The 26075-nt window shown below is 67.4% G+C and carries 26 protein-coding genes; 15 read left to right on the forward strand and 11 right to left on the reverse strand.

The features are described from left to right. Positions 1–201 precede the first annotated feature (201 nt). Positions 202–768, reverse strand: coding sequence for a DUF1993 domain-containing protein (locus CXK94_RS03090; RefSeq protein WP_102893229.1), 567 nt, complete (start codon positions 766–768; stop codon positions 202–204). Positions 769–988: 220 nt separating this feature from the next. After that, positions 989–1282: a zinc ribbon domain-containing protein gene (locus CXK94_RS03095; protein ID WP_146032295.1), complete on the reverse strand. Its 294-nt coding sequence runs from the start codon at positions 1280–1282 to the stop codon at positions 989–991. Positions 1283–1793: 511 nt separating this feature from the next. On the opposite strand from CXK94_RS03095, the gene CXK94_RS03100 reads away from it, so the two are divergent. After that, positions 1794–2696 (forward strand): LysR substrate-binding domain-containing protein, encoded by a 903-nt coding sequence (locus tag CXK94_RS03100; RefSeq protein ID WP_102893230.1) that lies wholly within the window; start codon positions 1794–1796, stop codon positions 2694–2696. A 240-nt stretch (positions 2697–2936) separates the two neighbouring features. Continuing rightward, on the forward strand, positions 2937–4601 hold the full coding sequence (pgm, locus tag CXK94_RS03105) for a phosphoglucomutase (alpha-D-glucose-1,6-bisphosphate-dependent) (protein ID WP_102893231.1): 1665 nt from the start codon (positions 2937–2939) through the stop codon (positions 4599–4601). A gap of 53 nt (positions 4602–4654) precedes the next feature. Here the strand turns inward: pgm and CXK94_RS03110 are convergent, their stop codons facing one another. The 4 genes from CXK94_RS03110 to pbpG all read right to left on the reverse strand — a co-directional run bounded on the left by CXK94_RS03110 (position 4655) and on the right by pbpG (position 9830). Then, the gene (locus CXK94_RS03110) at positions 4655–6172 is read right to left on the reverse strand and encodes a sodium:proline symporter (RefSeq protein WP_102893232.1); all 1518 of its coding nucleotides are present in this window, start codon (positions 6170–6172) and stop codon (positions 4655–4657) included. A 5-nt stretch (positions 6173–6177) separates the two neighbouring features. Beyond that, a complete protein-coding gene (locus tag CXK94_RS03115) occupies positions 6178–8223 on the reverse strand; it encodes a TonB-dependent receptor (protein WP_102893233.1) in 2046 nt (681 codons plus the stop codon). A 124-nt stretch (positions 8224–8347) separates the two neighbouring features. Continuing rightward, positions 8348–8740 carry a DUF2946 domain-containing protein gene (locus tag CXK94_RS03120; RefSeq protein WP_102893234.1) on the reverse strand — a complete coding sequence of 131 codons (393 nt, stop codon included), beginning with the start codon at positions 8738–8740 and terminating at the stop codon, positions 8348–8350. Between the two features lie 148 nt (positions 8741–8888). Then, positions 8889–9830, reverse strand: a complete 942-nt coding sequence (gene pbpG / locus CXK94_RS03125) for a D-alanyl-D-alanine endopeptidase (RefSeq protein ID WP_102893235.1) — start codon at positions 9828–9830, stop codon at positions 8889–8891. Between the two features lie 270 nt (positions 9831–10100). Here pbpG and CXK94_RS03130 point away from each other — a divergent pair, with 270 nt between their 5' ends. The 3 genes from CXK94_RS03130 to CXK94_RS03140 all read left to right on the forward strand — a co-directional run bounded on the left by CXK94_RS03130 (position 10101) and on the right by CXK94_RS03140 (position 11599). Then, the gene (locus tag CXK94_RS03130; RefSeq protein ID WP_102893236.1) at positions 10101–10580 is read left to right on the forward strand and encodes an anti-virulence regulator CigR family protein; all 480 of its coding nucleotides are present in this window, start codon (positions 10101–10103) and stop codon (positions 10578–10580) included. An 81-nt stretch (positions 10581–10661) separates the two neighbouring features. Beyond that, positions 10662–10973: a DUF883 family protein gene (locus tag CXK94_RS03135; RefSeq protein WP_102893237.1), complete on the forward strand. Its 312-nt coding sequence runs from the start codon at positions 10662–10664 to the stop codon at positions 10971–10973. A gap of 14 nt (positions 10974–10987) precedes the next feature. After that, positions 10988–11599: an NAD(P)-dependent oxidoreductase gene (locus CXK94_RS03140; RefSeq protein ID WP_037040876.1), complete on the forward strand. Its 612-nt coding sequence runs from the start codon at positions 10988–10990 to the stop codon at positions 11597–11599. A 7-nt stretch (positions 11600–11606) separates the two neighbouring features. Here the strand turns inward: CXK94_RS03140 and aroE are convergent, their stop codons facing one another. Further along, complete coding sequence (aroE, locus tag CXK94_RS03145; RefSeq protein WP_102893238.1) at positions 11607–12425, reverse strand: shikimate dehydrogenase; 819 nt, start codon at positions 12423–12425, stop codon at positions 11607–11609. A 63-nt stretch (positions 12426–12488) separates the two neighbouring features. Further along, complete coding sequence (gene hemF / locus CXK94_RS03150) at positions 12489–13412, reverse strand: oxygen-dependent coproporphyrinogen oxidase (protein ID WP_102893239.1); 924 nt, start codon at positions 13410–13412, stop codon at positions 12489–12491. A 168-nt stretch (positions 13413–13580) separates the two neighbouring features. On the opposite strand from hemF, the gene CXK94_RS03155 reads away from it, so the two are divergent. Continuing rightward, on the forward strand, positions 13581–14558 hold the full coding sequence (locus CXK94_RS03155) for a quinone oxidoreductase family protein (protein WP_102893240.1): 978 nt from the start codon (positions 13581–13583) through the stop codon (positions 14556–14558). A gap of 227 nt (positions 14559–14785) precedes the next feature. Here the strand turns inward: CXK94_RS03155 and CXK94_RS03160 are convergent, their stop codons facing one another. The 3 genes from CXK94_RS03160 to CXK94_RS03170 all read right to left on the reverse strand — a co-directional run bounded on the left by CXK94_RS03160 (position 14786) and on the right by CXK94_RS03170 (position 17729). After that, positions 14786–15343, reverse strand: a complete 558-nt coding sequence (locus CXK94_RS03160) for an L-threonylcarbamoyladenylate synthase (RefSeq protein ID WP_102893241.1) — start codon at positions 15341–15343, stop codon at positions 14786–14788. Positions 15344–15511: 168 nt separating this feature from the next. After that, positions 15512–16612 (reverse strand): DNA-processing protein DprA, encoded by a 1101-nt coding sequence (gene dprA, locus CXK94_RS03165; protein ID WP_102893242.1) that lies wholly within the window; start codon positions 16610–16612, stop codon positions 15512–15514. 91 nt (positions 16613–16703) lie between these two features. Next, positions 16704–17729 (reverse strand): LysM peptidoglycan-binding domain-containing protein, encoded by a 1026-nt coding sequence (locus CXK94_RS03170; protein WP_102893243.1) that lies wholly within the window; start codon positions 17727–17729, stop codon positions 16704–16706. 148 nt (positions 17730–17877) lie between these two features. On the opposite strand from CXK94_RS03170, the gene def reads away from it, so the two are divergent. The 9 genes from def to CXK94_RS03215 all read left to right on the forward strand — a co-directional run bounded on the left by def (position 17878) and on the right by CXK94_RS03215 (position 26071). Then, positions 17878–18384, forward strand: coding sequence for a peptide deformylase (gene def / locus CXK94_RS03175; RefSeq protein WP_102893244.1), 507 nt, complete (start codon positions 17878–17880; stop codon positions 18382–18384). 58 nt (positions 18385–18442) lie between these two features. Beyond that, the gene (gene fmt, locus CXK94_RS03180; protein ID WP_102893245.1) at positions 18443–19375 is read left to right on the forward strand and encodes a methionyl-tRNA formyltransferase; all 933 of its coding nucleotides are present in this window, start codon (positions 18443–18445) and stop codon (positions 19373–19375) included. Further along, positions 19372–20694 (forward strand): 16S rRNA (cytosine(967)-C(5))-methyltransferase RsmB, encoded by a 1323-nt coding sequence (gene rsmB / locus CXK94_RS03185; protein ID WP_102893246.1) that lies wholly within the window; start codon positions 19372–19374, stop codon positions 20692–20694. The genes fmt and rsmB overlap by 4 nt, the downstream gene beginning before the upstream one ends. 74 nt (positions 20695–20768) lie before the next feature. Further along, on the forward strand, positions 20769–22142 hold the full coding sequence (trkA, locus tag CXK94_RS03190; RefSeq protein ID WP_102893247.1) for a Trk system potassium transporter TrkA: 1374 nt from the start codon (positions 20769–20771) through the stop codon (positions 22140–22142). A 374-nt stretch (positions 22143–22516) separates the two neighbouring features. Further along, positions 22517–23374, forward strand: coding sequence for an ectoine/hydroxyectoine ABC transporter substrate-binding protein EhuB (gene ehuB, locus CXK94_RS03195; protein ID WP_102893248.1), 858 nt, complete (start codon positions 22517–22519; stop codon positions 23372–23374). Between the two features lie 119 nt (positions 23375–23493). Continuing rightward, positions 23494–24153: an ectoine/hydroxyectoine ABC transporter permease subunit EhuC gene (gene ehuC, locus CXK94_RS03200; protein WP_102893249.1), complete on the forward strand. Its 660-nt coding sequence runs from the start codon at positions 23494–23496 to the stop codon at positions 24151–24153. Further along, positions 24150–24809 (forward strand): ectoine/hydroxyectoine ABC transporter permease subunit EhuD, encoded by a 660-nt coding sequence (gene ehuD, locus CXK94_RS03205; protein ID WP_037040848.1) that lies wholly within the window; start codon positions 24150–24152, stop codon positions 24807–24809. The genes ehuC and ehuD overlap by 4 nt, the downstream gene beginning before the upstream one ends. Beyond that, positions 24806–25642, forward strand: a complete 837-nt coding sequence (gene ehuA, locus CXK94_RS03210; RefSeq protein ID WP_102893250.1) for an ectoine/hydroxyectoine ABC transporter ATP-binding protein EhuA — start codon at positions 24806–24808, stop codon at positions 25640–25642. Before ehuD ends, ehuA begins: the two co-directional genes overlap by 4 nt. Positions 25643–25753: 111 nt before the next feature. Beyond that, a complete protein-coding gene (locus CXK94_RS03215) occupies positions 25754–26071 on the forward strand; it encodes a tetratricopeptide repeat protein (protein ID WP_037040843.1) in 318 nt (105 codons plus the stop codon). Positions 26072–26075: the final 4 nt, after the last annotated feature.

Here is a 26075-nt window from a genome sequence, read left to right on the forward strand (position 1 = left end):
ACCGCTCGGGCGCGGCATCCCGGTTGGACGCCCCGAGCCCGCGAGCGTTTCGCCAACCACATGCCCTGCCCGTCGATTCGCATCGGTGGACAAGCGCAGCGTTGTCCACCCTACGCCACTCGGCCTTCTCTGCCGACACCGGACATGCGTAGGGTGGAAAACGGCGAAGCCTTTTCCACGCGTTACGTCCAGGCTACCTCGCTACCCCTTCGAAACCGATTCCGGACGCAGATACGGCAGCATATGCGCCACATAATCCGCCTTGCCCAGCTCGATCCCTTCCTTACGCAAGATCGAATACGCGGTCATCACATGAAAATAGAACTGCGCCAGCGTCCAGTCACGGGCGTATTGCTCCGCGGTCAGATCGAAGATCATCCCGTTTGCCAGCTCGTGGGCGATTGGCTTGTCCGTGTTGGCATCCAGCGCATCGGCCGCGAGGCCGTCGAGCAACGCCACCGTCTCATCGATCCGGGCATAGGCATCGGCCAGCGTGCCCGGCCGCTCGCCGGCCTGCCGCCCCTCGTCCAGCAGCTCGTTGATAGCAGCCGGGAAGGCCTCGCCTCTCAGCCGGCACACGGCCTCTCGCGCCTGCACGCAGGCAAAGCGAACCTGAGTCGACAGCGGAAACATATCGGGCGCCAACCGCGCGGATAACAACGCCTGCGCCTCGGATTCCGGTAGCTGGGCCTGCGCCTTCTTCAGCCAGCCTGAGAGGGTTTTGAGCATTTGCGTGTAGGTGGGGACGAGGAGAGTCGTTAGCTGCATGGATGCTTACCTTCGGGGGATTGAATGGCAAAGGTACGCCGAAAAATTTCCAATGGCTTATGAGGCTAGCGGCCTGAAAGGTAAATAAATCTGTCCATTTTTTGGTCCTTTTTTGTCGTCCCTTTTTTGTCAGAGCCAATAGCTCGGCTCGGTGACAAGACAAACGCCCACCGAAAACCACAATTTGCCTTTACTACCGCACAAGCGGCACGGCCAGGAGCTATTCCGGCCAACTGTTAGATGAATAACGTGAGGCTCCCGTTTGACTTTGTGTTTTCGCTATTGGTTTATCATGTAAAAATTCTGTTCTGCAGTGCGGGCATATATTTGCATCGCGCCGTGCAGTTTCTTTGCACTGTGGACAGCGCTTCAATATTGACGCGAACAGCGAGTGCGGCAAGGCAACAATAAAAATGAGAGCACCATATATCCACCAGACAAAGAAGCGACGCCCTTTAAGGGCTGCAATTATGGCTGGAATAAGACCTAAAACCAATGCAATGAAAAAGATCATGGAATTTCCTATGGTGTGCATTTAGCTGCGTTTCGATTGATTTGCCTAGAATAACAAAGGGGCAGATTTATTTTTCTAGCAGGACGGAACATCTGCGAATAATAAATCTGCCACCTTTTCTCTCGCTTTTCTCCTCGGCAAAACGCCACTCGCCACGTGTATCGAACTGGCATTGGGAGCGAACAGGGAAAAAGCGCGCCATCTATACCTTCCTTGGAAACGGGCCGGTGCAACGTCAAGTTGCCGCAGCGGAACGTGATCGAATGCGCAATTGCTGCGCGTGATGGCACATTAGCCACTGCTTCCCTACGGGTAAAGCAGACGATGGATTAATCCTCGCTTTTCCTATTGCCACCTGATGTGTCATTGGCCCTGGGCGTGCGGGTGTTCGCCCTGTTGATCGGCTGCAGGGCAGCGGCCAATCAAGATGCGATCGGCACCCCCTGGTTGAAGCTATTCACCACTGCCGCCAGACTCCACCACTCCGCTCCCATCCACACGCCCCCACCTTATGAAAACCAACCTCGACGAAATGCTCGCCTTTGTCAGCGTGGTCGACAGTGGCTCGATCAGCGCTGCGGCCGAGCAGCTGGAACAGACCGCCTCTGGCGTCAGCCGGGCGTTGAGTCGGCTGGAAGAGAAGCTGGCGGTGACGCTGTTGCGCCGCACCACGCGGCGGCTGGAGCTGACCGAGGAAGGCGAGGCATTTCTCGGCCAGGCGCGGCGCATCCTGGCCAGCGTGGAGGAAGCCGAGGAACAGATGGCGCTGCGACGGCAGGCGCCGGCCGGGCGCTTGCGGGTCAATACCGCGTCGCCGTTCATGCTGCATGTGATCGTGCCGCTGATCGGCGATTTCCGTGCGCGCTATCCGCTGATCGAGCTGGAGCTGCACAGCGATGACCGTATCGTCGATCTGCTGGAGCGACGCATCGATCTGGCCATCCGCATCGGTGCCCTGCCCGACTCCAGCCTGCATGCGCGGCCGCTGTGCCACAGCTTTCGGCGCGTGCTGGCGAGCCCGGGCTATCTGGCGCGGCATGGCACGCCGCAACAGGTCGAAGAGCTGGCCGGACACAGCCTGATCGGCTTCACCGAGCCGGACACCCTCAATGACTGGCCGCTGCGCCATGAGCTCGGCGAGGCTTGGCGCATCACGCCATCGCTGCGCGCTTCCAGCGGCGACACCGTGCGCGAACTGGCGCTGGCCGGCGAAGGCCTGGCCTGCCTGTCGGATTTCATGACAGGCAAGGATCGCGAGCGCGGCGAGCTGGTGGAGGTGCTGGCGGCGCAGCGGGTCGACGTGCGCCAGCCGATCAACGCGGTGTACTACCGCAACACCGCGCTGGCCTCGCGCATCGCCTGTTTTCTCGATTACCTGAGCGAGCGCCTGGGTGCCGACGGGCCACACGTTTGAGCCCGTCCCCGGCCAAACGGCAAGCCACTCGCTACTAGTCGTTACCCGGGCCCGGCATGGGTTCATGCCGGGCGACGGGTACGTTCGGCTGGAGCACAACGCAGCGGGCGGCTCCGATCAGGGAACCGTCACCGTCGCTGCGGTCTTAGCTCTGGATAAACGACGCCGACTGGCGTTTCATTCGCTCTTCGCCGCGCCCGGATCGGCCGGCGTATCGCCTTCTTCACAAAGGACCGCCCCATGAGCATCGCCCCCAACGCCGGACGCCTGCCCGACCCGCACACCCTGACTCATCTGCCGCGCCTGGTGGCGCGCTACTACAGCGACCGGCCGGACCCGTCCGACCCGGCGCAGCAGGTGGCGTTCGGCACCTCCGGGCATCGCGGCTCCTCGCTCAAGGGCAGCTTCAACGAGTGGCACATCCTCGCCACCACCCAGGCGATCTGCGATTACCGCCGCCAGGAAGGCATCGACGGCCCGCTGTTCATGGGCATGGACACCCATGCGCTGTCCGAGCCGGCGTTCGTCTCGGCACTGGAAGTGCTGGCGGCCAACGGCATCGAGACGCGTATCGACGCCGGCTGCAGCGAAACCAGCGGCGAGCCGGGCTACACGCCGACCCCGGCGATCTCCAACGCGATCCTCAGCTACAACCGCGGCCGCGCGAGCGGGCTGGCCGATGGCATCGTCATCACGCCGTCGCACAACCCGCCGGGCGATGGCGGCTTCAAGTACAACCCCAGCAATGGCGGCCCGGCCGACACCGGCGTGACCCAGTGGATTCAGGAGCGCGCCAATGCGCTGCTGGTCGCCGGTCTCGATGGCGTCAAGCGCATGGATTACCGCCAGGCGCTGAAAGCCGCGACCACCCAGCGCTTCGATTTCATCGACGCCTATGTCGGCGGGCTGGAGCGGGTGATCGACCTCGACGCCATCCGCGGCTCGGGCCTGAAGTTCGCCGTCGACCCGCTGGGCGGCGCCGGTGTGCACTACTGGCCGCGCATCGCCGAGCGCTTCGGCCTGCCGCTGGAGGTGCTGTCCACGGTGGTCGACCCGACCTTCCGCTTCATGCGCCTGGACTGGGACGGCAAGATCCGCATGGACTGCAGCTCGCCGCACGCCATGGCCGGGCTGATCGAGAACAAGGACCGCTTCGACGTGGCCTTCGCCTGCGACACCGACCACGACCGCCACGGCATCGTCACCCGCTCCGGCGGGCTGATGAACCCCAACCATTACCTGGCGGTGGCCATCGAATACCTGTTCACCCATCGCCCGGGCTGGAGCACCGAGGCCGGCATCGGCAAGACGCTGGTGTCCTCGTCGATGATCGACCGCGTCGCCGCCGGCATCGACCGCCGCCTGGTGGAAGTGCCGGTGGGCTTCAAATGGTTCGTCGACGGCCTGATGGACGGCAGCCTGGGCTTCGGCGGCGAGGAATCGGCCGGCGCTTCGTTCCTCGACAAGCAGGGCGGCGCCTGGTCCACCGACAAGGACGGGCTGATCCTCGGCCTGCTCGCCGCGGAGATCACCGCAGTCACCGGCAAGGACCCGAGCGAGCGCTACCAGGCACTGACCGACCGCTTCGGTGCGCCGGTGTACCAGCGCATCGACGCCGCGGCCAATCGCGAGCAGAAGGCGCGCCTGGGCAAGCTGTCGGCATCGCAGGTCACGGCGAAGGAGCTGGCCGGCCAGCCGATCACGCGCATCCTCACCGAGGCCCCGGGCAACGGCGCGGCCATCGGCGGGCTGAAGGTGGAAACGGCGAACGGCTGGTTCGCCGCGCGGCCGTCCGGCACCGAGGACGTGTACAAGATCTACGCCGAGAGCTTCGAGGGCGAGGCGCACCTGGCGCGCATCCAGGCCGAGGCCAAGGCGCTGGTGGATTCGGTGCTGGCCGGCTGAGCGCGGCGCTTCGCCGAAACGGTTGGCGACCCGTCCCTTTTCGTTCGTGACGCCTACGACAACCACGGCGGCTGAGCCGGCCGGCGCGCCGGACGCCGCCGGGCACGCGGCCTGAGCCGGCGCCAGCCGAGCAACACGCCGCTCAGGCTGATCACCAGCACGCCCGTACTGAAGGCCAGCAGCAGGCCGTCGCGCAGCAGCGGCCGCTCTAGCAAGGGCAGCCAGTCCCAGCTGTGCAGCAGCTTGAACGCCCAGCGCACCGCACGCCGGCGCTGGTCGAGCTGTTCGATGACCATGCCGCTGTAGGGGTCCAGGTGCAGCCAGGTGGCGGCCGGATCGTCGAAGCGCACGCGCAGCAGCGGCAACCGGCGCGGCAGTTGGCTGTACAGGCTCGGCTCGGCGCGCGTGTAGTAGTGGAAATCCTCCTGCTCCAGCCAGTCGAACCGCAGCCGCTGGCCGGGCCAAGCTGCGCTTGCTAGGCGTTGCAGCTCATCAGGCTCGAAGCGCAGCCGCGCCGGCTCGCTCAAGTCTGCCGGCAGGATGCGCGTCGCTCCCTGGGCATCGCTACCGAGCAGGTATGGCCGATCGCCGAGCATGTGCCACTGCAGCTCCACCGCGGCGAGGCCGGCCTGACGCAGGCACTGCAGGGCCGGCGCCAGCGCCGTGGGCAACGCCTCGGCACGCAGCGGCACCCGCTGCAGCGTGCCAGCGGCGACCGTCGAGCGCTTGTCGAACAGGCCCCAGGGTTCCATCGACAGCAGGCCGCTGATCAGCCAGAGCAGCAGCACCCCGCCGAACAGCAGGCCGCCGACGTGATGCAGGCGACCGGCGCCGGCCGGGTAGGGCGAGTGCGAGCCGTTGCGGTAGCGCCCGGTGAAACGCCAGCGCAGCAGGCCGATCAGCATGCCCAGCAGCACCAGCACCGCGCCGAGCAGGGCGCCATAGACCAGCAGCGGCGACCAGGCCGCCTTCGGCATCACCTCGCGCAACGGGTAGAGCCAGTGCAACCAGGCACCGAGCCGGTTCCAGGCCCGCTCGCGGGCGCTGGCATCGCGCACCACCAGCCCGCTGTGGCTGGAGACGTAGAGCAGGTGCCGTCCGGCATCGTCGGCCTGCACCCGGTACAGCGGGCGCTCGCGGGCCAGCGCATGGTTGCGCGTCCAGGCATCTTCTTCGACCCGATCGAGCAGGCGCACGTCGGCCCCGCGGGCAAACTGCCGCGCGCTGGCCAGCGCCTCGACGGGGCCGATGCGTTCGATGCGCCGACCGCTGCGCGCGTCCACCGCCCGCAGCGGTCCGTCGCCATAGTCCAGCAGGTAGCGCGGCGCGCCGCCGGCACCGGTCAGGCGCAGACTGAGCGGGGTACGCGGATCGCCACTGGCGGCAAGCGCCGCAGCCGGCGCGATGCAGCAGCCGGCATCCAGCGGTGCCAGTCGCGCCAGATGCTCGGCCGGCGTCAGCTTGGGATAGCCGACGAAGAGCATCACCACGCCACTGACGACCCAGGCCAGGACGAACAGCCCCAGGGCGATGCCGAGCCAGCGATGCATCAGGTACAGGTAGCGCTTCATGCCGGTCAGAAGTCCAGGGTCACGGCGGCATACAGCGTGCGGCCATCGCCCGGCGCATGCAGGGTCTGCGCGCCGTCGTACCAGACGTATTCGTGGTAGCGGTCGGTGAGGTTCTTCAGCTGCAGGTCGACGGCCAGCTGCTCGGTCAGCTGGTAGCTGGCGCCCAGGTTGAACAGCACGTAGCCGCCGAACTTGCCCTGGGTATTCTCGCGCTCGAGGTAGTAGTCGCTCTGGCCGTTGAGCCAGGCGCTGAGCTGCAGGTCCGGCGTCGCCTGGTAGCTGCTGCCGGCCGAGTACAGCCGGCGCGGCACGTGGTCGATCTCCTGGCCCTGGCTGGCCGGCAGGCTGGGGTCGGCCTTTTCGATCTCGGAGAACTGCCAGGAGTGCGCCAGCCACAGATTCAGATCGCTGGCGGGGTAGAGATTGAGCTGGGCGTCGTAGCCCCAGCGCCGAGTCTGGCCGAGGTTTTCCGACTCGCCGCGGGGATCGTTGAGCCGGCGCCGCACCTCGTCCGTGGCGACCTGCTCCCAGTAGGCGACGCGGCCGTCGATCCAGTGCGCCGGGCTGAACTTGATGCCGGTTTCCCAGCCGTCATTGATCGACGGCGAGAGATCGCTGGTGCGCGGCGGCACCTTGTAGGCGGCCGCGCCGGTACCGATCTGGAAGGTCCGGCCCCAGTTGCCATACAGGCTCAGCTGCTCGATGGGGGTGTAGATCAGGCTGATCTTCGGCTGCTCGATGCTGCCGTAGTCGTTGACGGCGTAATCGTTGCCACTGAGCTCGTCGGTGAAATCGCCCTTGATGCGATCGACACGGAACGCCGGAATGATCTTCAGCGATTCCACCGGCTGGATCACCGCCTGCAGGTAGGCGCCGTAGCTGTCGTAGTCGAAGCGCTGGTGGCGGGTCTGGGTCACGACCTGGCGTTCGACGGTGGTGTAGCGCTCGCTGCGGTTGCGCTGCTGCTCGGTGTCCAGCCCGCCTTCGAGGGCCAGGTCATGGAGCCAGGCGACATCCGGGCGGTAGGTCAGCGAGGTACGCGCGCCGTAGTGCTTCTCCTCGGTGGTGCGCCGCTGTTGCGGCTGGGCCTGGGAGAAACGCACCCAGCGATCGTCATCCAGGGTGTTGAGCCAGACCTTGGTCGCCCAGCTGAGGTCGCTGGCCAGCTGGCTGTCCAGATGCAGGCTGAGCTGGTTCATGCGCCGCTCGCCCATGTCGCTGGCCGACAGCGCATAGGACTGGCGGGGCGAGTGCCGTGCGTCCTCACGGGACAGGTACCCCGGCTCGTCCGCTTCGGCCTCGTAGTGCCGGGCGATCAGGCCCAGGCGCCAGTTGCCGACGTCCGGCGAGTAGAACCATTTGCCGGACAGGCTGGTGCGCTCGCTGCCGGCATGGTCGCGGTAGCCATCGCTCTTCTGCTGGCCGATGAAGTAGTTCTGCGTCCAGTTGCCGCTTTCGATGCCCTTGGCCAGCTGCAGCTCCTGCGTGTCGTAGCTGCCGTAGCGCAGCCGCGCCTTGCCGTAGTCGCCACCGATGCGCGACTGCACGGCGACGTTGCCGGCGATGTTGTACAGGCCGTAGCGCGGATCGTTGGTACCGCGCACCACCTCGATGCCGTCGATCTCCAGCGGGAACAGCATGTCCAGGTAGGGCATGTTGCCGTCGTTGCTGTTGCTCGGGATGCCGTCGATCAGCAGCTTGACCGCGTTGACCTCGCCCTCGCCATTGAAGCCACGAAAGGACAGCTTGCCGGAGCTGGTGCCCTGGCCGAACTCGGTGAGCATCACCCCCGGCGCACGGCGGAACAGCTCCCAGCTATAGAGCACCGGCTGCTGTTCGAGGATGTCGCTGCCCAGCAGGTCCACGGAGCTGATCACACTGCTGGTCTGCAATGCGCCGCTCGATTGGGCGGTAACGGTACTGTTGCCCAGCGACAGGGCGGTGGCGGCGGTTTCGGCGAAACCCGCCGGCAGATGGGCGGCAGCCAGGGCCGCGATGAGCAGGCGCGGCAGCACGGTGCGCCGCGACGAGTGCGCAGAATGTTCCAACATCTCGCGTTTTTCCTTAGTGCAACAGCATGGCCGCGGCGAGCAGCCGTCGGCAGGCACCGGCACGCTGCCCAGGGGGGCCGTGCTGGCGTTCAGGCGTAGCAGCGAAGAATGACGCCGGCAGGCGTCAGGCGAGGGGGGAGGCGCGGGGGTTGAGCGCCGGCCAGCGTTGCCGCGGTAACGGCCAATGGCTGCGCGGTTCGGTGCGGCTGATCACACTGGCACCGGCTTCTTGCGGCAACGACGGCGCCGCGCTGGGCAGCGCCGCCAGTCCGACGGAACCGGCGCAGCAACAGCACGGCGGCATCCCGCTGTGGCTACCCGGGTCATGCTCGGCAGGTGCTGCCGAGGCGTGCAGCGCATGTGCCCGGTGCAACGCGGCCTGCATCGCCGGGCAATGGCCGCTCCAGCCGAGCAGGCGCTTGGCGTCGGCCGGCAACATGCCGGCCAGCGGCATGCTCAGCAGGTGCATCAACAGGGCCAGGCCGGCGAGCCAGGCGGGAAGACGGCGATGCTTCATCGACAGTCCAGAACAGCGCAGTTGCGAATGACGTTCATGATAGGAACGTTTATCAGGAAAAAGAGTTGCGCAAACTCAAGAATCGTTGCCGAGCGTCCGCAGTCCCGGGTTTACCGCCGTCCGGTTCGCCGCTTGCCGGTCGGCGGCGTCAACGAGCCCCGGCCATGACCTGGGCGGCCGTGCCGGACTTGGCAGCCAGCTGGCGCTGCGCCTGTTTCTGCTGCTTGTAGGCGAGCGCCGCGGCAGGGACAGGCGTCACGGTGCCGGTTTCCAGCCACTTCTTCAGGCGGCTGGCATCGGCCATGTGGGTGTACTTGCCGAACGCATCGAGCACCACGAAAGCCACCGGGCGCTGGTTCATGGTGGTGCTCATCACCAGGCAGTGACCGGCGGCGTTGGTGAAGCCGGTCTTGCTCAGCTGGATGTCCCAGTTGTGCTTGCGCACCAGCGCGTTGGTGTTGCGAAAGCCCAGCGTGTAGTTGGGCTTGCGGAAGGCCACGGTCTTCTCGTCGCTGGTGCTGAATTGCTGGATCAGCGGGTACTGGCGGCTGGCACGGACCAGCTTGACCAGATCCTTGGCGCTGGAGACGTTGCGCTCAGACAGCCCGGTCGGCTCGACATAGTGAGTCTGCGTCATGCCCAGCGCCCGCGCCTTGGCGTTCATCGCCTGGACGAACGCCGTGTAGCCGCCCGGATAGTGGTGCGCCAGGCTCGCGGCGGCGCGGTTCTCCGAGGACATCAGGGTCAGCAGCAGCAGTTCGCGGCGGCTGATCTCGCTGCCGAGGCGCACGCGCGAGAACACGCCCTGCATTTCCTTGGCGTCACGGATGGTGACCGCCAGTTGTTCGTCCAGCGGCAGCTTGGCGTCGAGGGTGACCATGGCGGTCATCAGCTTGGTCACCGACGCGATCGGCACCACCATGTCGGGGTTGCTGGAATAGAGCACTTCGTTGGTCTTCAGATCGACCAGCAGGGCGCTGCCGGAGGCGAGTTCCTGGACGGCCGCCTTGCCTGCGGCCTGGGCCTGGATAGCGGGTAGCGCGGCGATGCAGAGCAGCAGCAGGCTGGCCATCGTACGACGAATATTCACGATAGGGTTTCCCGACTCGAAGGGGGTTGGAAAGGGGCGCCCCGGGCGCTCTGCGCTGCAGTATAGGGAATCATTCGACGACTCGCTCAGCCGTCGTGCGGGCAACAAGGTAAAGCCGTGCTGACAAAAGCCGGGGATATGTAAAAGTCCGGGTAAAGCCGTGCTGACAACGGCCCGCGCCGCCATTTCGCCCGTAGGATGGGGCCGTCCGCTGCCTGAGGGCAGTGCATCGTTCAACCGAACTGGGCTTCCCGCAACGAGGGTCTCGCCATGAAAACCTCCCGTCTCGTCACCACGCTGGGCATCATCGGCCTTTGCCTGGGCAGTGCCCTGGCCCAGGCAGCACCGGGGCCGCACGACCAGGCCGCCCGCAGCAACCCGCATGGCCAGCACGCCAAGCAACCGGCCGCGGCGCACCGCGAGCGGCCCGCCGTGAAGCAGCCGCACAAGACGCAAGCGCAACCGGCGCGCCAGCAGTACCGGAACCCGCCCAGCGACTTCCGGGAGGTGCATCGCTCGGTCCATGCCAATCGCCACCACATCGGCCGCGGCCCGGCATTGCCGGCACACGTGCACATCGTCAAGGGCAAGCCGCTGCCGCGGGGCTGGGGCAAGCGCCTGAGCCCGCAACAGCTGCGCTACCTGCCGCACTACCACGGCTACGAATGGCGGCGCACCGGCAGCGATCTACTGTTGGTGGCCGTTGCCACCGGCATCGTCTTCGAGGTGCTGCACGGGGTGCTGGACTGAGCCGGGCAGGGTGCGTGGGCCGGCGCACCTCTGGGCGATTCCGGGGTCTAACGCTCACACTTACCGAGGGGAGGTCCCGCCATGTCCCGCTTCAGCCACAAGCCCACCACCCGCGAAGAAGTCCAGCACGAGATCGACAGCCTGATGCGTGCGCTGGACGAACTCCGCCACGACGCCGCACGGGATTCGCGCCACCATCTGGATAACCTGCGTTCGCGCGCCGAATCGCTCTGGCACGACCAGCACTGGGACAAGCACTATGCCGAGCTGTCCCAGCGCACCCGCGAGGCCAGCCGCATGGCCCGCGACTGCGCCCGCGAGCATCCCTTGTGCACCGTGGCGCTGGCCGCTGGCGCCTGCGCACTGATCGGCTACCTGGTCACCCGTCGCTGATCGGCAGCCGTGCCATGCTCAATGCCGAAACGCCACGCCTGAAGTTCGCCCTCTATGGTGCGCACTCGGATCTCGGCAGCGCGCTGCTGGTGGAACTGCTCAGCCGCCAGCACGAGGCCGTGGTGCTGCTCGATGATCTCAATTCGATGGCCGCCCGGCCGGGTCTGCGGACCAAGCCGGGCGACCCCTTCGACCCGCTGAGCGTCAGCGAGAGCGTGGCGGGCATGGACGCGGTGATCTGTCTGTTCCACCTGCCGTGGCTGCCCAGCACCGATGCCGTCAGCGGCGAGTCGCCCCAGCGCGACTTCTATCAGGCGGTGCTGGCCTTGCTGCGCGGGCTGGAACGGGCCGCCGTGAATCGCCTGCTGCTGATCGCCGATTTCCCGGCCATCGAGCAGCAACCCGAGGTCGCGGCGGCGCTGCAGCGGCTGGCGGCCCACCCACTGCGCTGGACGCTGGTGGACACGCCATCCTCGGGCGGCCTGCTGAGCGTCGAGGCCCTGGCCGGGGCCGCCGGCAAGGGCGACGCCAATCCCCACCGACAGCTGCAGCGCATCGCCGCCGGCATCGTCGATGAGCTGGAGTCTCCCCAGCACATCCACCAGCGCATCCATTTCCGCGGCTGAGCCGAACTCAGCCGGCGCTCAGTTGGCGCCGCAGTTCGGCAAGCACCGGCGCGGTGTCCGGGCGCACCCCGCGCCAGAGTTCGAAGGCCTCCGCCGCCTGTTCCACCAGCATGCCGAGGCCGTCGCGGGCCTGCGCGCCGAGTGCCGTCGCCCATCGGCAGAAGGGCGTGGGTGTCGCGCCGTACATCATGTCGTAGCAGAAGGTCCGCCCCGCAACCACCAGGCTGTCGGGCAGCGGCGGCAACTCACCGCCGAGACTGGCCGAGGTGCCGTTGATGATCAGGTCCACCGGCTCGCCGAGCTGCTCGAAGCCGCAGGCCGCCAGCGCGCCGAGTTCGGCGAATTCATGCGCCAGCTGCTCGGCCTTGCCCGGCGTGCGGTTGGCGATGATCAGCGCCGCGGGCTTGTGGGCCAGCAGCGGTTCGAGCACGCCGCGCACGGCGCCGCCGGCGCCCAGCAGCAGGATGCGCTGGCCGGCGAGCGCCACGCCGGAATGGATCAGGTCGCCGACCAGCCCGGCGCCATCGGTGTTGTCGCCCAGCAGGCGGCCGTCGTCGAGCTTCTTCAGCGTGTTTACCGCACCGGCACGGCGGGCGCGTTCGCTGAGCTGGTCGGCCAGCAGGTAGGCCTGCTCCTTGAACGGCACGGTGACGTTGGCGCCCAGGCCGTCGCGAAAGAACGCGCGGGCGAACGCCGGGAAGTCGTCCAGCGGCGCCAGCAGCGGTTCGTAGCTCAGCGCCTGGCCGGTCTGCGCGGCGAACATGGCGTGGATCTGCGGTGATTTGCTGTGGCCGATGGGGTTGCCGAAGACGCCGTAGCGGTCCATGGGAATCCTAAAATGAAAGCCGAAAGCTGGAAGCTTGAAGCTTTTTTCTTCCAGCTTCCAGCTTCAGGCTTCCGGCTGCTCTGCGAGCCAGTCGCGCTCCTGCAGGAAGTATTCGCTCAGGCGCGCTTCCGGCGTGCCCGGCTGCGGATGCTTGTCGTAGCCCCAGCGCACCAGCGGCGGCAACGACATCAGGATGGACTCGGTGCGGCCGCCGGACTGCAGGCCGAACAGGGTGCCGCGGTCGTAGACCAGGTTGTATTCCACGTAGCGGCCGCGGCGCAGGGCCTGGAACTCGCGTTCGCGTTCGCCGTAAGGCATCGCCTTGCGCTTCTGCACGATCGGCAGGTAGGCCTCGAGGTAGGCATCGCCCACCGCGCGCATGAAGGCGAAGCAGGTATCGAAGTCCCACTGGTTGAGGTCGTCGAAGAACAGCCCGCCGACGCCGCGCGGCTCGTTGCGGTGCTTGAGGTAGAAATAGCGGTCGCACCACTGCTTGTAGCGCGGATAGACGTCCGCGCCGAACGGCGCGCAGGCGTCGCGCGCGACCCGGTGCCAGTGCACGCAGTCCTCCTCGACCCCGTAGTAGGGCGTCAGGTCGAAGCCGCCGCCGAACCACCAGACCGGCGCCTCGCCTTCCTTCTCGGCGCTGAAGAAGCGCACGTTGGCATGCGAGGTCGGCACGTAGGGGTTTTCCGGATGGATCACCAGCGACACGCCGAGGGCCTGGAAGCCGCGCCCGGCCAGTTCGGGACGATGGGCGCTGGCCGAGGGCGGCAGGCCGGCGCCGTAGACATGGGAGAAATTGACGCCGCCTTTCTCGATCAGCGCGCCATTCTCGATCACCCGGGTTCTGCCGCCGCCGCCGCCCGGACGCGTCCAGGCGTCCTCGACGAAGCGCGTGCTGCTGTCCTCGGCCTCCAGTGCTGCGCAGATTCGATCCTGCAGATCGAGCAGATAGGCTTTGACGGCTTCGGTCCTGTCGTTCACGAAATCACCTTGGAAAAACCGCACGGCCGCCGGGCAGGCCGGTGCTGGAAAGGGTAGCGGCCGCTTCCACGGCCCGATAGCCGGCCAAGCATAGCACCTGGCCGATTGACGAACTCGATCGCGGCAGGTTGGATAGAAGCCTTTTCCCCCGGCAACCAGGAGTCAGACATGTCCAAGCGCATCCAATTCAGCCAGCACGGTGGTCCCGAAGTCCTGGAGCAGGTCGAGGTCACGCTCAGCGAACCGGGCGCCGGCGAGGTACGCGTGCGCAACCATGCCATTGGCCTGAATTTCATCGACACCTATTTCCGCGACGGCCTCTATGCGCCGCCGAGCCTGCCCTCGGGGCTGGGCATGGAAGGCGCCGGGGTGGTCGAGGCGGTAGGCGAGGGCGTCAGCGGCTTTCGTCCCGGCGACCGGGTCGGCTATGGCACCGGGCCGCTGGGCGCCTATGGCGAGCACCATACGTTGCCGGCGCGGCATCTGGTCAAGCTGCCGGAGTCGATCAGCTTCGAGCAGGCCGCCGCGGTGATGCTCAAGGGCCTGACCTGCCAGTACCTGCTGCGCCAGATCCACCCGCTGCAGGCCGGCGAAACCATCCTCTTCCATGCCGCCGCCGGTGGGGTCGGCTCGATTGCCTGCCAGTGGGCCCGTGCCCTCGGCGCGCGGCTGATCGGCGTGGTCGGCTCGGCGGAGAAGGCCGCGCGGGCCAAGGCGCTCGGCGCCTGGGCAACCATCGACCGCAGCCACGAGGACGTGGTGCAGCGCGTACTGGAACTCACCGACGGCAAGAAATGCCCGGTGGTCTACGACTCGGTGGGCAAGGACACCTGGGACGTCTCGCTGGACTGCGTGGCACCGCGCGGGCTGCTGGTCAGCTTCGGCAACGCCTCCGGCGCCGTCAACGGCGTGAACCTAGGCGTGCTGGCGCAAAAAGGCTCGTTGTTCGTCACCCGGCCGACCCTCGCCGGCTATGCCGACACCCCGGAGCGCCTGCAGGCGATGGCGGACGAGCTGTTCGCGATGATCGCCAGCGGCCAGATCCAGGTCGAGATCGGCCAGCGCTTCCCGCTCGGCGAGGCCGCCGCCGCCCAGCGCAAGCTGGCCGGGCGGGAAACCACCGGTTCGACCGTGCTGGTGCCATAGGTTTCGGGCTTCATGCCTTTGGCAGGCCGGCCGGCCTGCAATCGCCGCGGGGGCGCGCCCACAAAGGATGCGGAGTGCATCGGCTGTTTTTGGTGGGAGGCCCGCCCCCGGGGCGATGCTTTTCAAGCTTCAGGCGAATCGATGTGCGGGCCTGCGCGCGCCCCGTCAGGCAGCTTTGCGCTTTTCCTTACCGCCTGTGGCCTGAAGCCTGCTGCCGATTTTTACGCTCAAGCCGGCCGAATGATCTCGCCGCTGCGCAAGTCGCGGATGAGGCTGGGGTTGCGCCGCCCACCCAGCGGGCCGTTGAGCACGGCATCCAGCTGCTGCGGGAAGTACTGCTCCACGCGCAGTCGCGAACGCGCCGCCGGGCGCCCGGCGGGGTTGGCCGAAGTGGACACCAGCGGCCCGGTCAATGCGCAGAGGCGGGCGACCAGCGGGTGATCGCTGACCCGCAGGGCCACGCTGTCGTGACGCCCGGTGATCCACTCGGGCAGCCGGTCGCGATGGGGTACCAGCCAGGTATTCGGGCCCGGCCAGCTGCCGGCCAGCCGGTCGCGCCAGCGCTCGGGCAGGTCGTCCAGCAGGAACTCGAACTGTTCGATATGGCCGGCGACCAGGATCAGCCCTTTCTCCACCGGTCGCTCCTTCAGCGCCAGCAGGCGCAGCACCGCCTCTTCCGCCCAGGGATCGCAGCCCAGCCCCCAGACCGCTTCGGTGGGATAGGCAATCACGCCACCGGCCCGGACCACCCGGGCGACCTGTTGCACACGCCAACTGCCGATCATGCCGACCTCTGCTCGATAAATGGCGGCAGTGTACCCAAGCCGTCCAGCGCGCGCAGGGGTTGAATGGCTTGCCTAATTGGGTTGAATGCAGCGAAGCCCGGCACGGGGAGTCTCGGCTTAATAACCGCGGCGTGGGTTGGGCTTCGTCGCTATGCTCCTCAACCCAACCTACCGCAGTGTCCGGACCGACCACAGGCCGTTGTCGCAAACCACCTGTCCCTCGATTTCCAGCTCGGTGAGTTCGGCCAGCACCTGCGCCAGCGGGCGCTCGAGCGCCAGGGCCAGCGCCTCGCTGCTCAGCGACGCGGCCAGTAGCTCGCGCAACAGCGGATGCCCGGCCTGCACATCCGCCGCCGCGGCCGCCGGCCCCGGAGCCAGTCGCTGCCAGCCACGCAGCCCCTCGAGCACGTCCTCGACCGACTCCACCAGCGCCGCGCCCTGGCGGATCAGTTGGTGGCAGCCACGCGCGCCGGGATGGTGGATCGAGCCGGGAATCGCATAGACCTCGCGGCCCTGCTCGGCCGCCAGCCGCGCGGTGATCAGCGAGCCGCTGGAGGGGCTCGCCTCGACCACCAGCACGCCGAGCGACAAACCGCTGATGATGCGGTTGCGTCGCGGAAAGTTGCTCGCCTGCGGGGCGCAATCCAGCGGCAGTTCCGAGACCAGCGCGCCACCCTGCTCGACGATCTGCTGCGCCAGCCGTGCATGACGCTGCGGATACAGCCGTTCGAGCCCGGTGCCCAGCACCGCGACGGTCCGGCCGCCGGCGTCCAGGGCACCCTGGTGGGCCGCGCCGTCGATGCCCAGCGCCAGGCCGCTGGTGATGACGAACCCTGCGCCGGCCAGGCTGCGGGCGAAGGCCCGTGCATTGTCCAGGCCGTTGCGCGAGGCACGACGGCTGCCGACCATCGCCAGCTGCGGTCGCTCGAGCAGGCCCGGGGCGCCGGCGACGAACAGCAGCGGCGGGGCGTCCGGCAGTTCGGCCAGCAGGGCGGGGTAGGCCGGATCGTCCCAGCTCAGCAGGTGATGGTCGGGCTGCTCCAGCCAGAGCAAGGCGGCGCCGGCCCGTTCACGGATTTCGGCGCTGCGCCGCGGTTCGGCACAGCTGGGCGGCAACCCCAGCGAGCGCCAGGCGCTGGCCGGCGCACTCAGCGCGGACGCGGCATCGGGGAAGGCGCGGAGCAACGTGTGCAGGCGTCGCGGCCCGAGGTCGGGCAGCAGGTGCAGGCGCAGCCGGGCTTCGAGCTCGGCGGGGGAAACGGCAGGCATGGGCGAGCGCTCCTTGTCTCGTCGCACCGCATCCGTGCGGTGGTTTTCTCAGGCCAGGTGAAACAGGCCCCGCATCGGCGGGGCCTCGTCCTTACGGATTGCGAACCTTGTCCTTCACCGCCAGCGAGCGGGTCGCCTGCAGCACCAGGCCATAGCTGAGCTTGTCGTAGGTGCGGAACACCATCAGCAGCCCGGAGCGCTCGTCCGGGATCTTGACGTTCTCGCCGGTCACGCGGTCGCGCACGGTCTCGCCGGTCTTGTAGACCGCCAGCACGTTGCCGTCCTGCAGGCCGTCGCGCGCCCCCTTGTTCAGCGTGACCACGTCGAACTGGCCGATCTGGGTGACGCCACGCGGCACGTCGAGAATCACGCCTTCGATCTCGCTGGCCGGGGCGCTGGGCATGAAGGTGGAGTTGACCGCACGCTCCTCGCTGGGGAACAGGCGATCGCCGATACGCGCTTCCTGGGTGGTGCGGGTCAGCTGCATGGTGGCGATGTCGCCTTCGACCTCGGCGATCTCCACGGTGCCGACATCGTCGGCATTGATGCCGAGGAACTCGCCGGTCTCCGGATCGACGTAGGTCTTGCCCTGGCGGAAGATGCCGTAGGCCGGCAGGTGTTCGTTGAAGTCGCCACGCCCATAGATGCGGTCGCCGGCGCCGCTGATCACCCGTTCGGCATTGCCGGCGACGATGTAGGGCGCGCCCTCGAACTGCTCGGCGGTGTCGATGATGCGGTTGCTCAGCAGGAAGCTGTTGATCGCCTCCAGCGGAATGGTCGGGATGGCTTCGGCCATCGGCGTGGTGCGCACGGTGGGCGACAGCTTGATGGTGCCGCGCGAGGCACCGCGGTCGAGCACCAGCCGCGGCTGGCCGTCGATGTAGACGAGGTTGAGCGAGTCGCCCGGGTAGATCAGGTGAGGATTCTCGATCTGTGGGTTGGCGTGCCACAGTTCAGGCCACTTCCAGGGCTCGCGCAGGAAGCGTCCGGAAATGTCCCAGAGGGTGTCGCCCTTCACCACGGTATACCGCTCCGGATGGTTGTCCTTGAGCTGCACCGCGGCCTGGGCGATACCGCCGACAGCCACCAGCAGCAGGGCGAGTAGTGATTTCCTCATGTGGTGAATCCCTTTATTATGTGCCTTCACGTAAAGCGCCCTAGCGCCGCGGAACCCTTGTGGAACGCGGCATTAAGCCGTTTTCCAAGCTGCTCGGCATCTTAGCAGCGGCTTTTGACTTTATTCCATAAGTGCATCACAAACGCATATGGCCATTCTGAACATCCTTGAGTTTCCCGATCCGCGGCTGCGCACCATCGCCAAGCCGGTGGACGTGGTCGATGACGGCATCCGTCAGCTGGTCGACGACATGTTCGAAACCATGTACGACGCCCCCGGCATCGGTCTGGCGGCGACCCAGGTCAATGTGCACAAGCGCGTGGTGGTGATGGACCTGTCCGAGGACAAGTCCGAGCCGCGGGTCTTCATCAACCCCGAGTTCGAACCACTGACCGAGGAGATGGAGCAGTACCAGGAAGGTTGCCTGTCGGTACCGGGTTTCTATGAGAACGTCGAGCGCCCGCAGAAGGTCAGGGTCAAGGCGCTGGACCGCGACGGCCAGCCCTACGAGCTGATCGCCGAAGGCCTGCTGGCGGTGTGCATCCAGCACGAGTGCGATCACCTCAACGGCAAGCTGTTCGTCGACTACCTGTCCAACCTCAAGCGTGACCGGATCAAGAAGAAGCTGGAAAAGATCCACCGCCAGCAGGCTTGAGCCCCGAATCCCCGAAGGCTTGCGACCGCAAGCCTTTTTTATTGACGAGTCTTCCCCCATGCGCATCGTTTTCGCCGGCACCCCGGAATTCGCCGCCCGGCATCTGCAGGCCCTGCTCGATGCGGGCCAGTCGGTCATCGCCGTCTACACCCAGCCGGACCGACCGGCCGGACGCGGGCAGAAACTGATGCCCAGCCCGGTCAAGCAGCTCGCCCTGCAGCACGGCATCGCCGTCTACCAGCCGCAGACCCTGCGCGATCCGGCGGCGCAGGCGGAACTGGCAGGCCTGCAGGCCGAGCTGATGGTGGTGGTCGCCTACGGCCTGATCCTGCCGCAGGCGGTGCTCGACCTGCCGCGCCTGGGCTGCATCAACAGCCATGCCTCGCTGCTGCCACGCTGGCGCGGCGCGGCGCCGATCCAGCGGGCGATCGAGGCCGGCGACGGCGAATCCGGCGTCACCGTGATGCAGATGGAGGCAGGGCTGGACACCGGCCCGATGCTGCTCAAGGTGAGCACGCCGATCGCTGCCAGCGATACCGGCGGCACGCTGCATGACCGCCTCGCCGAACTGGGTGCGCAAGCCGTGGTACAGGCGGTGGATGCCCTGGCCGCCGGCACGCTGGCGCCCGAGGTCCAGGACGACGCGCTCGCCACCTACGCGCACAAGCTGAACAAGGACGAGGCGCGCATCGACTGGACGCGCCCGGCCGTCGAGCTGGAGCGACTGATCCGCGCCTTCCATCCCTGGCCGATCTGCCACAGTACGCTCGCCGGCGAGGCGCTGAAGATCCATGGCGCGCGGCTCGGCGCAGGGCAGGGCGAGCCCGGCCTGATTCTCGCCGCCGGCAAGGAAGGGCTGTCCGTCGCCTGCGGCGAGGGCGCGCTGCTGCTGACCCGCCTGCAACTGCCCGGCGGCAAGCCGCTGGCCTTCGCCGACCTGTACAACAGCCGCCGCGAGCAATTCGCCCCCGGCCAGGTGCTCGGCCAATGAATCCGCGCCTGGCGGCGGCCCGCGCACTCGCCGTGGTGCTCTCCGGCAAGGCGTCGCTGGGCAGCAGCTTGCCCGAGGTACTGGGCAAGGTCGAGCCGCGCGACCGCGGCCTGACCCAGGAACTGGCCTTCGGCACCGCGCGCTGGCAGCCGCGCCTGGCCGGGCTGGCGGCGAAGCTGCTGCAGAAGCCGTTCAAGGCCGCCGACCGCGACGTCGAGGCGCTGCTGCTGGTCGGCCTCTACCAGCTGTTGCATACCCGCATTCCCGCCCATGCTGCCATCGGCGAGACCGTCGGCTGCGTCGACCGGCTGAAGAAACCCTGGGCCAAGGGCCTGCTCAACGCCGTGCTGCGCCGTGCCCAGCGCGAAGGCGAGGCGCTGCTGGCCGAACTGGAACACGACCCGGTGATCCGTGTGGCGCATCCGCGCTGGCTGCAGAAGGCGCTCAAGGCGCACTGGCCGGAGCATTGGGAAGCCATCTGCGCGGCCAACAACGCGCACCCGCCGATGATGCTGCGGGTCAACCGCCGCCACGCCAGTCGCGACGCCTACCTGGCCGAGCTGCAGGCCGCCGGCATCGAGGCCTTCGCCTGCGCATTCAGCGAAGACGGCATCCGCCTGGCCACGCCCTGCGACGTGCAGCAGTTGCCCGGCTTCGCCGAAGGGCGGGTCAGCGTGCAGGACGAGGCCGCGCAGCTGGCCGCCGGGCTGCTCGAGCTGGCGCCGGGCCAGCGCGTGCTCGATGCCTGCTGCGCGCCGGGCGGCAAGACCTGCCATCTGCTCGAGCGCGAGCCGCAGCTGGCCAGGCTGATCGCCCTCGACCTCGAGCCCAAGCGCCTGGCGCGGGTGCGGGAAAATCTCGAGCGGCTGCAGCTCGATGCCGAACTGATCGCCGCCGATGCCCGCGCCACCGCGCAGTGGTGGGACGGCCAGCCGTTCCAGCGCATCCTGCTCGATGCGCCCTGTTCGGCCACCGGCGTGATCCGCCGCCATCCGGACATCAAACTGACCCGCCAGGCCGAGGACATTGCGCCGCTGGCCGCGCTGCAGGGCGAGATGCTCGATGCGTTGTGGCCGACCCTGGAGGTCGGCGGCGTGCTGCTGTACGCCACCTGCTCGGTGCTGCCGACCGAGAATCGCGAGGTGATCGGCGCCTTCCTCGAGCGCACTCCCGGCGCCCGCGAGCTGGACCTGCCAGGCGGCTTCGGCCTGGCGCAGCCCCATGGCCGCCAGCTGCTGCCGCAGATGGACGGCCACGACGGCTTCTACTATGCCAAGCTGATCAAGATCGCAGCGCAACCGCGCGAGCGGCATTCGTAAGCTGAACCCGGGCGCAGCCCGTCCGGGCCCAACATGGAAGCGGCGGCAATCGCCCATCTTTCAGGAGTGATCGCGTGAAGATCATCATTCTCGGGGCCGGCCAGGTCGGCGGCACCCTCGCCGAGCACCTCGCCAGCGAGGCCAACGACATCACCGTGGTGGATACCGACGGCGACCGCCTGCGCGATCTCGGCGACCGCCTGGACATCCGCACCGTCCAGGGCCGCGGTTCCTTCCCGCCCGTGCTGCGCCAGGCCGGCGCGGACGACGCCGACATGCTGGTGGCGGTGACCAACAGCGACGAGACCAACATGGTCGCCTGCCAGGTGGCCTATACCCTGTTCCATACCCCGACCAAGATCGCCCGCGTGCGCGAGTCGGCCTACCTGGTACGCTCCGGCCTGTTCGCCAACGAGGCGATCCCGGTGGACGTGCTGATCAGCCCGGAGCAGGTGGTCACCAACTACATCAAGCGCCTGATCCAGCATCCCGGCTCGCTGCAGGTGATCGACTTCGCCGACGGCAAGGCCCAGCTGGTCGCGGTACGCGCCTACTACGGCGGGCCGCTGGTGGGCCAGGAACTGCGCCAGATCCGTCGCCACATGCCCAACGTCGATACCCGCGTGGCGGCGATCTTCCGCCGCAACCACGCGATCCTGCCGCAGGGCGACACGGTCATCGAGGCCGACGACGAGGTGTTCTTCATCGCCGCCCGCGGCCACATCCGCGCGGTGATGAGCGAGATGCGCCGGCTCGACGAGAACTACAAGCGCATCGTCATCGCAGGCGGCGGGCACATCGGCGAGCGCCTGGCCGAAGCCATCGAGAGCCGCTACCAGGTCAAGATCATCGAGATGAACCCGGCGCGCTGCCGCTACCTCTCCGACACCCTGGACAGCACCATCATCCTCCAGGGCAGCGCCTCGGACCGCGACCTGCTGGTGGAGGAGAACATCAACGAGGCGGACGTGTTCCTCGCCCTGACCAACGACGACGAGGCCAACATCATGTCCTCGCTGCTGGCCAAAAGGCTGGGGGCGCGCAAGGTCATGTGCATCATCAACAACCCGGCCTACGTCGACCTGGTGCAGGGCGGCGAGATCGATATCGCCATCAGCCCGCAGCTGGCCACCATCGGTACCCTGCTGACCCACGTGCGCCGCGGTGACATCGTCAGCGCCCACTCGCTGCGGCGCGGCGCGGCCGAGGCCATCGAGGTCATCGCCCACGGCGATCCGCGCTCGAGCAAGGTGGTCGGGCGCGCCATCGAGCAGATCGCCCTGCCGCCGGGCACCACCATCGGCGCGGTGATCCGCGACGAACAGGTGCTGATCGCCCACGACGACACGGTGATCGAATCCGGCGACCACGTGATTCTCTTCCTCGTCGACAAGAAGCACATCCGCGATGTCGAGCGGTTGTTCCAGGCCGGCCTGACGTTCTTCTGACCCCACGCCGCAACCTGCCCGAACGACCCGCCCCGGCGGGTCGTTTCGTTTTATCAATCGTCGGCACCCGCTGGCCTGCCCGGATCGCTGCAGCGCCCGGCTCATCGCGCTTCGGCAGGATCAATCGCTATCGCATCCATTCGTCTCAAATCCCCTCCGATTTCCATTTTATGCCCAGCTTTTGTACCCTCCGCCTGCATCGGCGCGGATTGCCGCTGATTGGCAGACCGATTGATAAAGGCTATCGCAGCTCGAATCGGGAACCCCTGCCGCGGCATACCGCCCCTGTTCAACCCACCCGAATGCGCGAAATCCCCTCCTAAAACACAACGATCCGATTCCTCGGGTCTCTACAAGGAACAGGAGAATCTCCCATGAGGAACATCACCATCCCGACACCCACCCGCCGGCTGCTGATCGGCTGCGCCGCCCTGGCCAGCATCGGTTTCGGCAGCCTGACCCAGGCCGATACCCTGGAAAGCGTCAAAGACAGCAGCAGCGTGCGCATCGGCTACGCCAACGAAACCCCCTTCGCCTACACCGCGCTCGACGGCACGGTGACCGGCGAATCGCCGGAGATCGTGCGCAAGGTCTTCGAGCGCCTGCAGATCGACACCATCAAGCCGGTGCTGACCGAATGGGGCTCGCTGATCCCCGGCCTGCGCGCCGGGCGCTTCGACCTGATCGCCGCCGGCATGTACATCACCCCCGAGCGCTGCAAGCAGGTGCTGTTCACCGACCCGCACTACCGTCTGCTCGACACCCTGCTGGTGGCCGAAGGCAACCCGAAGAAGCTGCGCAGCTACGAAGACATCGCCGGCAACCCGGATATCAAGCTGGCGATCATGTCCGGCACGGTGAACCTGGGCTATGCGCGTCAGGCCGGCATCAAGGATTCGCAGATCGTCCAGGTGCCGGACACCACCTCGCAGCTGCAGGCGGTGCGCAGCGGGCGTGCCGATGCCGCCATCGGCACCCAGCTGACCATGCGCGGCCTGGCCGCGAAGGCCGGCAACGACGTCGAGGCCATTGCCGACTTCCAGGACGACCCGGCCCGTGCCGGCTATGGCGCACTGGCGTTCCGCCCCGAGGACCGGGCGCTGCGCGATGCGGTCAATGCCGAACTCAAGCAGTGGCTGGGCAGCGACGAGCACCTGCAGACCGTCGAACCGTTCGGCTTCGACCGCTCGAACCTGACCGACAAGACCGCGGCCGAACTCTGCGGCTCCTGAAGTACCCCGGGCGGCCCGTCGGCGTTGCCGGCCGGTCGACCCGGCAGTGAACGCTGACCAAGGCTGTGCCGCCGCTCGCGCAGCCTCGGTCAGCGCTCCGGCAACCGGATAGCGCCAACATGACCGAACTACTCCCCCTCCTGCTGCAGGGCGCCTGGGTGACCGTCAAGGTGACCTTCTTCGGCTCCCTGCTGGCCATCGCCTGCGCGCTGACCGCCGCGCTGGCCAGGCTGTCGCCGCTCGCGCCGCTGCGCTGGCTGGCCATCGGCTACATCGAAGTCTTTCGCGGCTCCTCGCTACTGGTGCAGCTGTTCTGGCTGTATTTCGTGCTGCCGCTGCCGCCGTTCAATCTCGAGCTGAGCGCCTTCGCCGTCGCCGTGCTCGGCCTCGGCCTGAACATCGGCGCCTATGGCGCCGAGGTACTGCGCGGCGCCATCCGCTCGGTACACCGCGGCCAGCACGAGGCCTGCCAGGCACTGAACATGACGCCGGCTACCCGCCTACGCCGGATCATCCTGCCGCAGGCGTTGCTGGCGGCGATCCCGCCGGGCACCAACCTGCTGATCGAGCTGCTGAAGAACACCTCGCTGGTGTCGCTGATCACGCTCTCCGACCTGGCCTTCCGCGCCCGCCAGCTGGACCAGGCGACGCTGATGACGCTGGAAATCTTCGGCCTGGCGCTGCTCGTCTACTTCGCCCTCGCCCAGACGATCAACTTCGCCATGCGCCGGCTGGAACGCCACCTGGCGCGCGGCCGGATGCGCGGAGGGCTGTCATGAACCTGTTCGACTGGCAGTTCGCCGGCGAGATCCTGCCGCGCCTGCTCGACGCCTCGCTGACCACCCTCGGCATCGCCCTGGGCGGCTTCGCCATCGCCGTGGTGCTCGGCCTGTTCCTCGCCATCGGCCGGCGCAGCCGCCAGCGCTGGCTGGCCTGGCCGGTCGGCGGGCTGATCGAGTTCATCCGCAGCACGCCGCTGCTGATCCAGGTGTATTTCCTCTTCTACGTGCTGCCCAACTACGGCCTCAACCTCACGGCCCTGCAGGCCGGGGTCATCGGCATCGCGCTGCATTACGGCTGCTACACCGCCGAGGTCTACCGCGCCGGCCTGGACGCGGTGCCGCGCGCGCAGTGGGAGGCGGTGACCGCATTGAACATGCGGCCCTGGACCGCCTACCGCGACGTGATCCTGCCGCAGGCCCTGCGCCCGGTGCTGCCGGCGCTGGGCAACTACCTGATCTCGATTCTCAAGGACACGCCGGTGCTCTCGGCGATCACCGTGGTGGAAATCATGCAGCGGGCCAAGAACATCGGCTCGGAAAGCTTCCGCTACCTGGAACCGATCACCCTGGTCGGCCTGTTCTTCCTCATCCTCAGCCTCGGCCTCGCCTGGTGCGTGCGCCGCCTGGAAAACCGCATGGAGCCCGCCCGATGAATACGCCAGTGCAACCTGACGGAACCCTGAGCCCGACGCTCGGCCCGGAGCAGCCGGAGCGCCCCATGGTGCGTTTCGCCGGGGTGACCAAGCGCTACGGCGAGCTCACCGTGCTCGACGGCCTCGACCTCGACGTGCAGGAGGGCGAGAAGGTGGCCATCATCGGCCCCAGCGGCTCGGGCAAGTCCACCCTGCTGCGGGTACTGATGACGCTGGAGGAAATCGACGAAGGCGTGATCGAGGTCGACGGCGAGCCGCTGACGCACATGCTCGATGCCAGCGGCCAGCTGGTGCGCGCCAATGCCCGCCACCTGCGGCGGATACGCGGCAAGGTCGGCATGGTGTTCCAGAGCTTCAACCTGTTCCCGCACATGAATGCCCTGCAGAACGTCATGGAAGCGCCGGTGCAGGTGCTCGGGCTGACCAAAGCCGAGGCCCGCCAGCGCGCCGAAGAGCTGCTGGCGATGGTCGGCCTGGAAGACAAGCTGGAGCATTTTCCCGCGCAGCTCTCCGGCGGCCAGCAGCAGCGCGTGGCCATCGCCCGGGCGCTGGCCATGCGGCCGAAGGTGATGCTGTTCGACGAGGTGACCTCGGCGCTGGACCCGGAGCTGTGCGGCGAGGTGCTGAACGTCATCCGCCGGCTCGGCGAGGCGCACAACCTGACCATGCTGATGGTCACCCACCAGATGGGCTTCGCCCGCGAATTCGCCGATCGCGTGTGCTTCTTCCATCAGGGCCGCATCCATGAACAAGGCACGCCGGACGAGCTGTTCAACCAGCCGCGCGAGGAACGCACCCGGGAGTTCCTCAGCGCGGTCAACGAGGCGCATTGAAGCGTCTGGCGGCTCGTCGCGACCACGCACTAGGCTAAAGACTAACGGCAACTCCACCCGGCTTTGCTTAACTTGAAGCCAATGGCCCGAAGGCCGCCGAAGGGGCATGACATGCTCGAATCCCTGGAAAAGATGCTCTCGCAAGGCATGGACAACCCCATGCTGCGTTTCGGCCTGGGCAAGGGTTACCTCGATGCCGGCGAGCCGGGCAGGGCGGCGCAGCACCTGCGCCGCTGCGTCGAACTCGATCCGAAATACACGGCCGCCTGGAAGCTGCTGGGCAAGGCGCTGCAGGCCGATGGCGACAAGCAGGGCGCCCACCAGGCCTGGGAGCGGGGCATCGCGGCGGCGATCGCCCATGGCGATCGGCAGGCGGAAAAGGAAATGAACGTGTTCCTGCGCCGGCTCGACCGGCTTACCCCGGACTGAAACC

Source organism: Stutzerimonas stutzeri (assembly GCF_002890915.1).
GTDB classification, from domain to species: domain Bacteria; phylum Pseudomonadota; class Gammaproteobacteria; order Pseudomonadales; family Pseudomonadaceae; genus Stutzerimonas; species Stutzerimonas stutzeri_AF.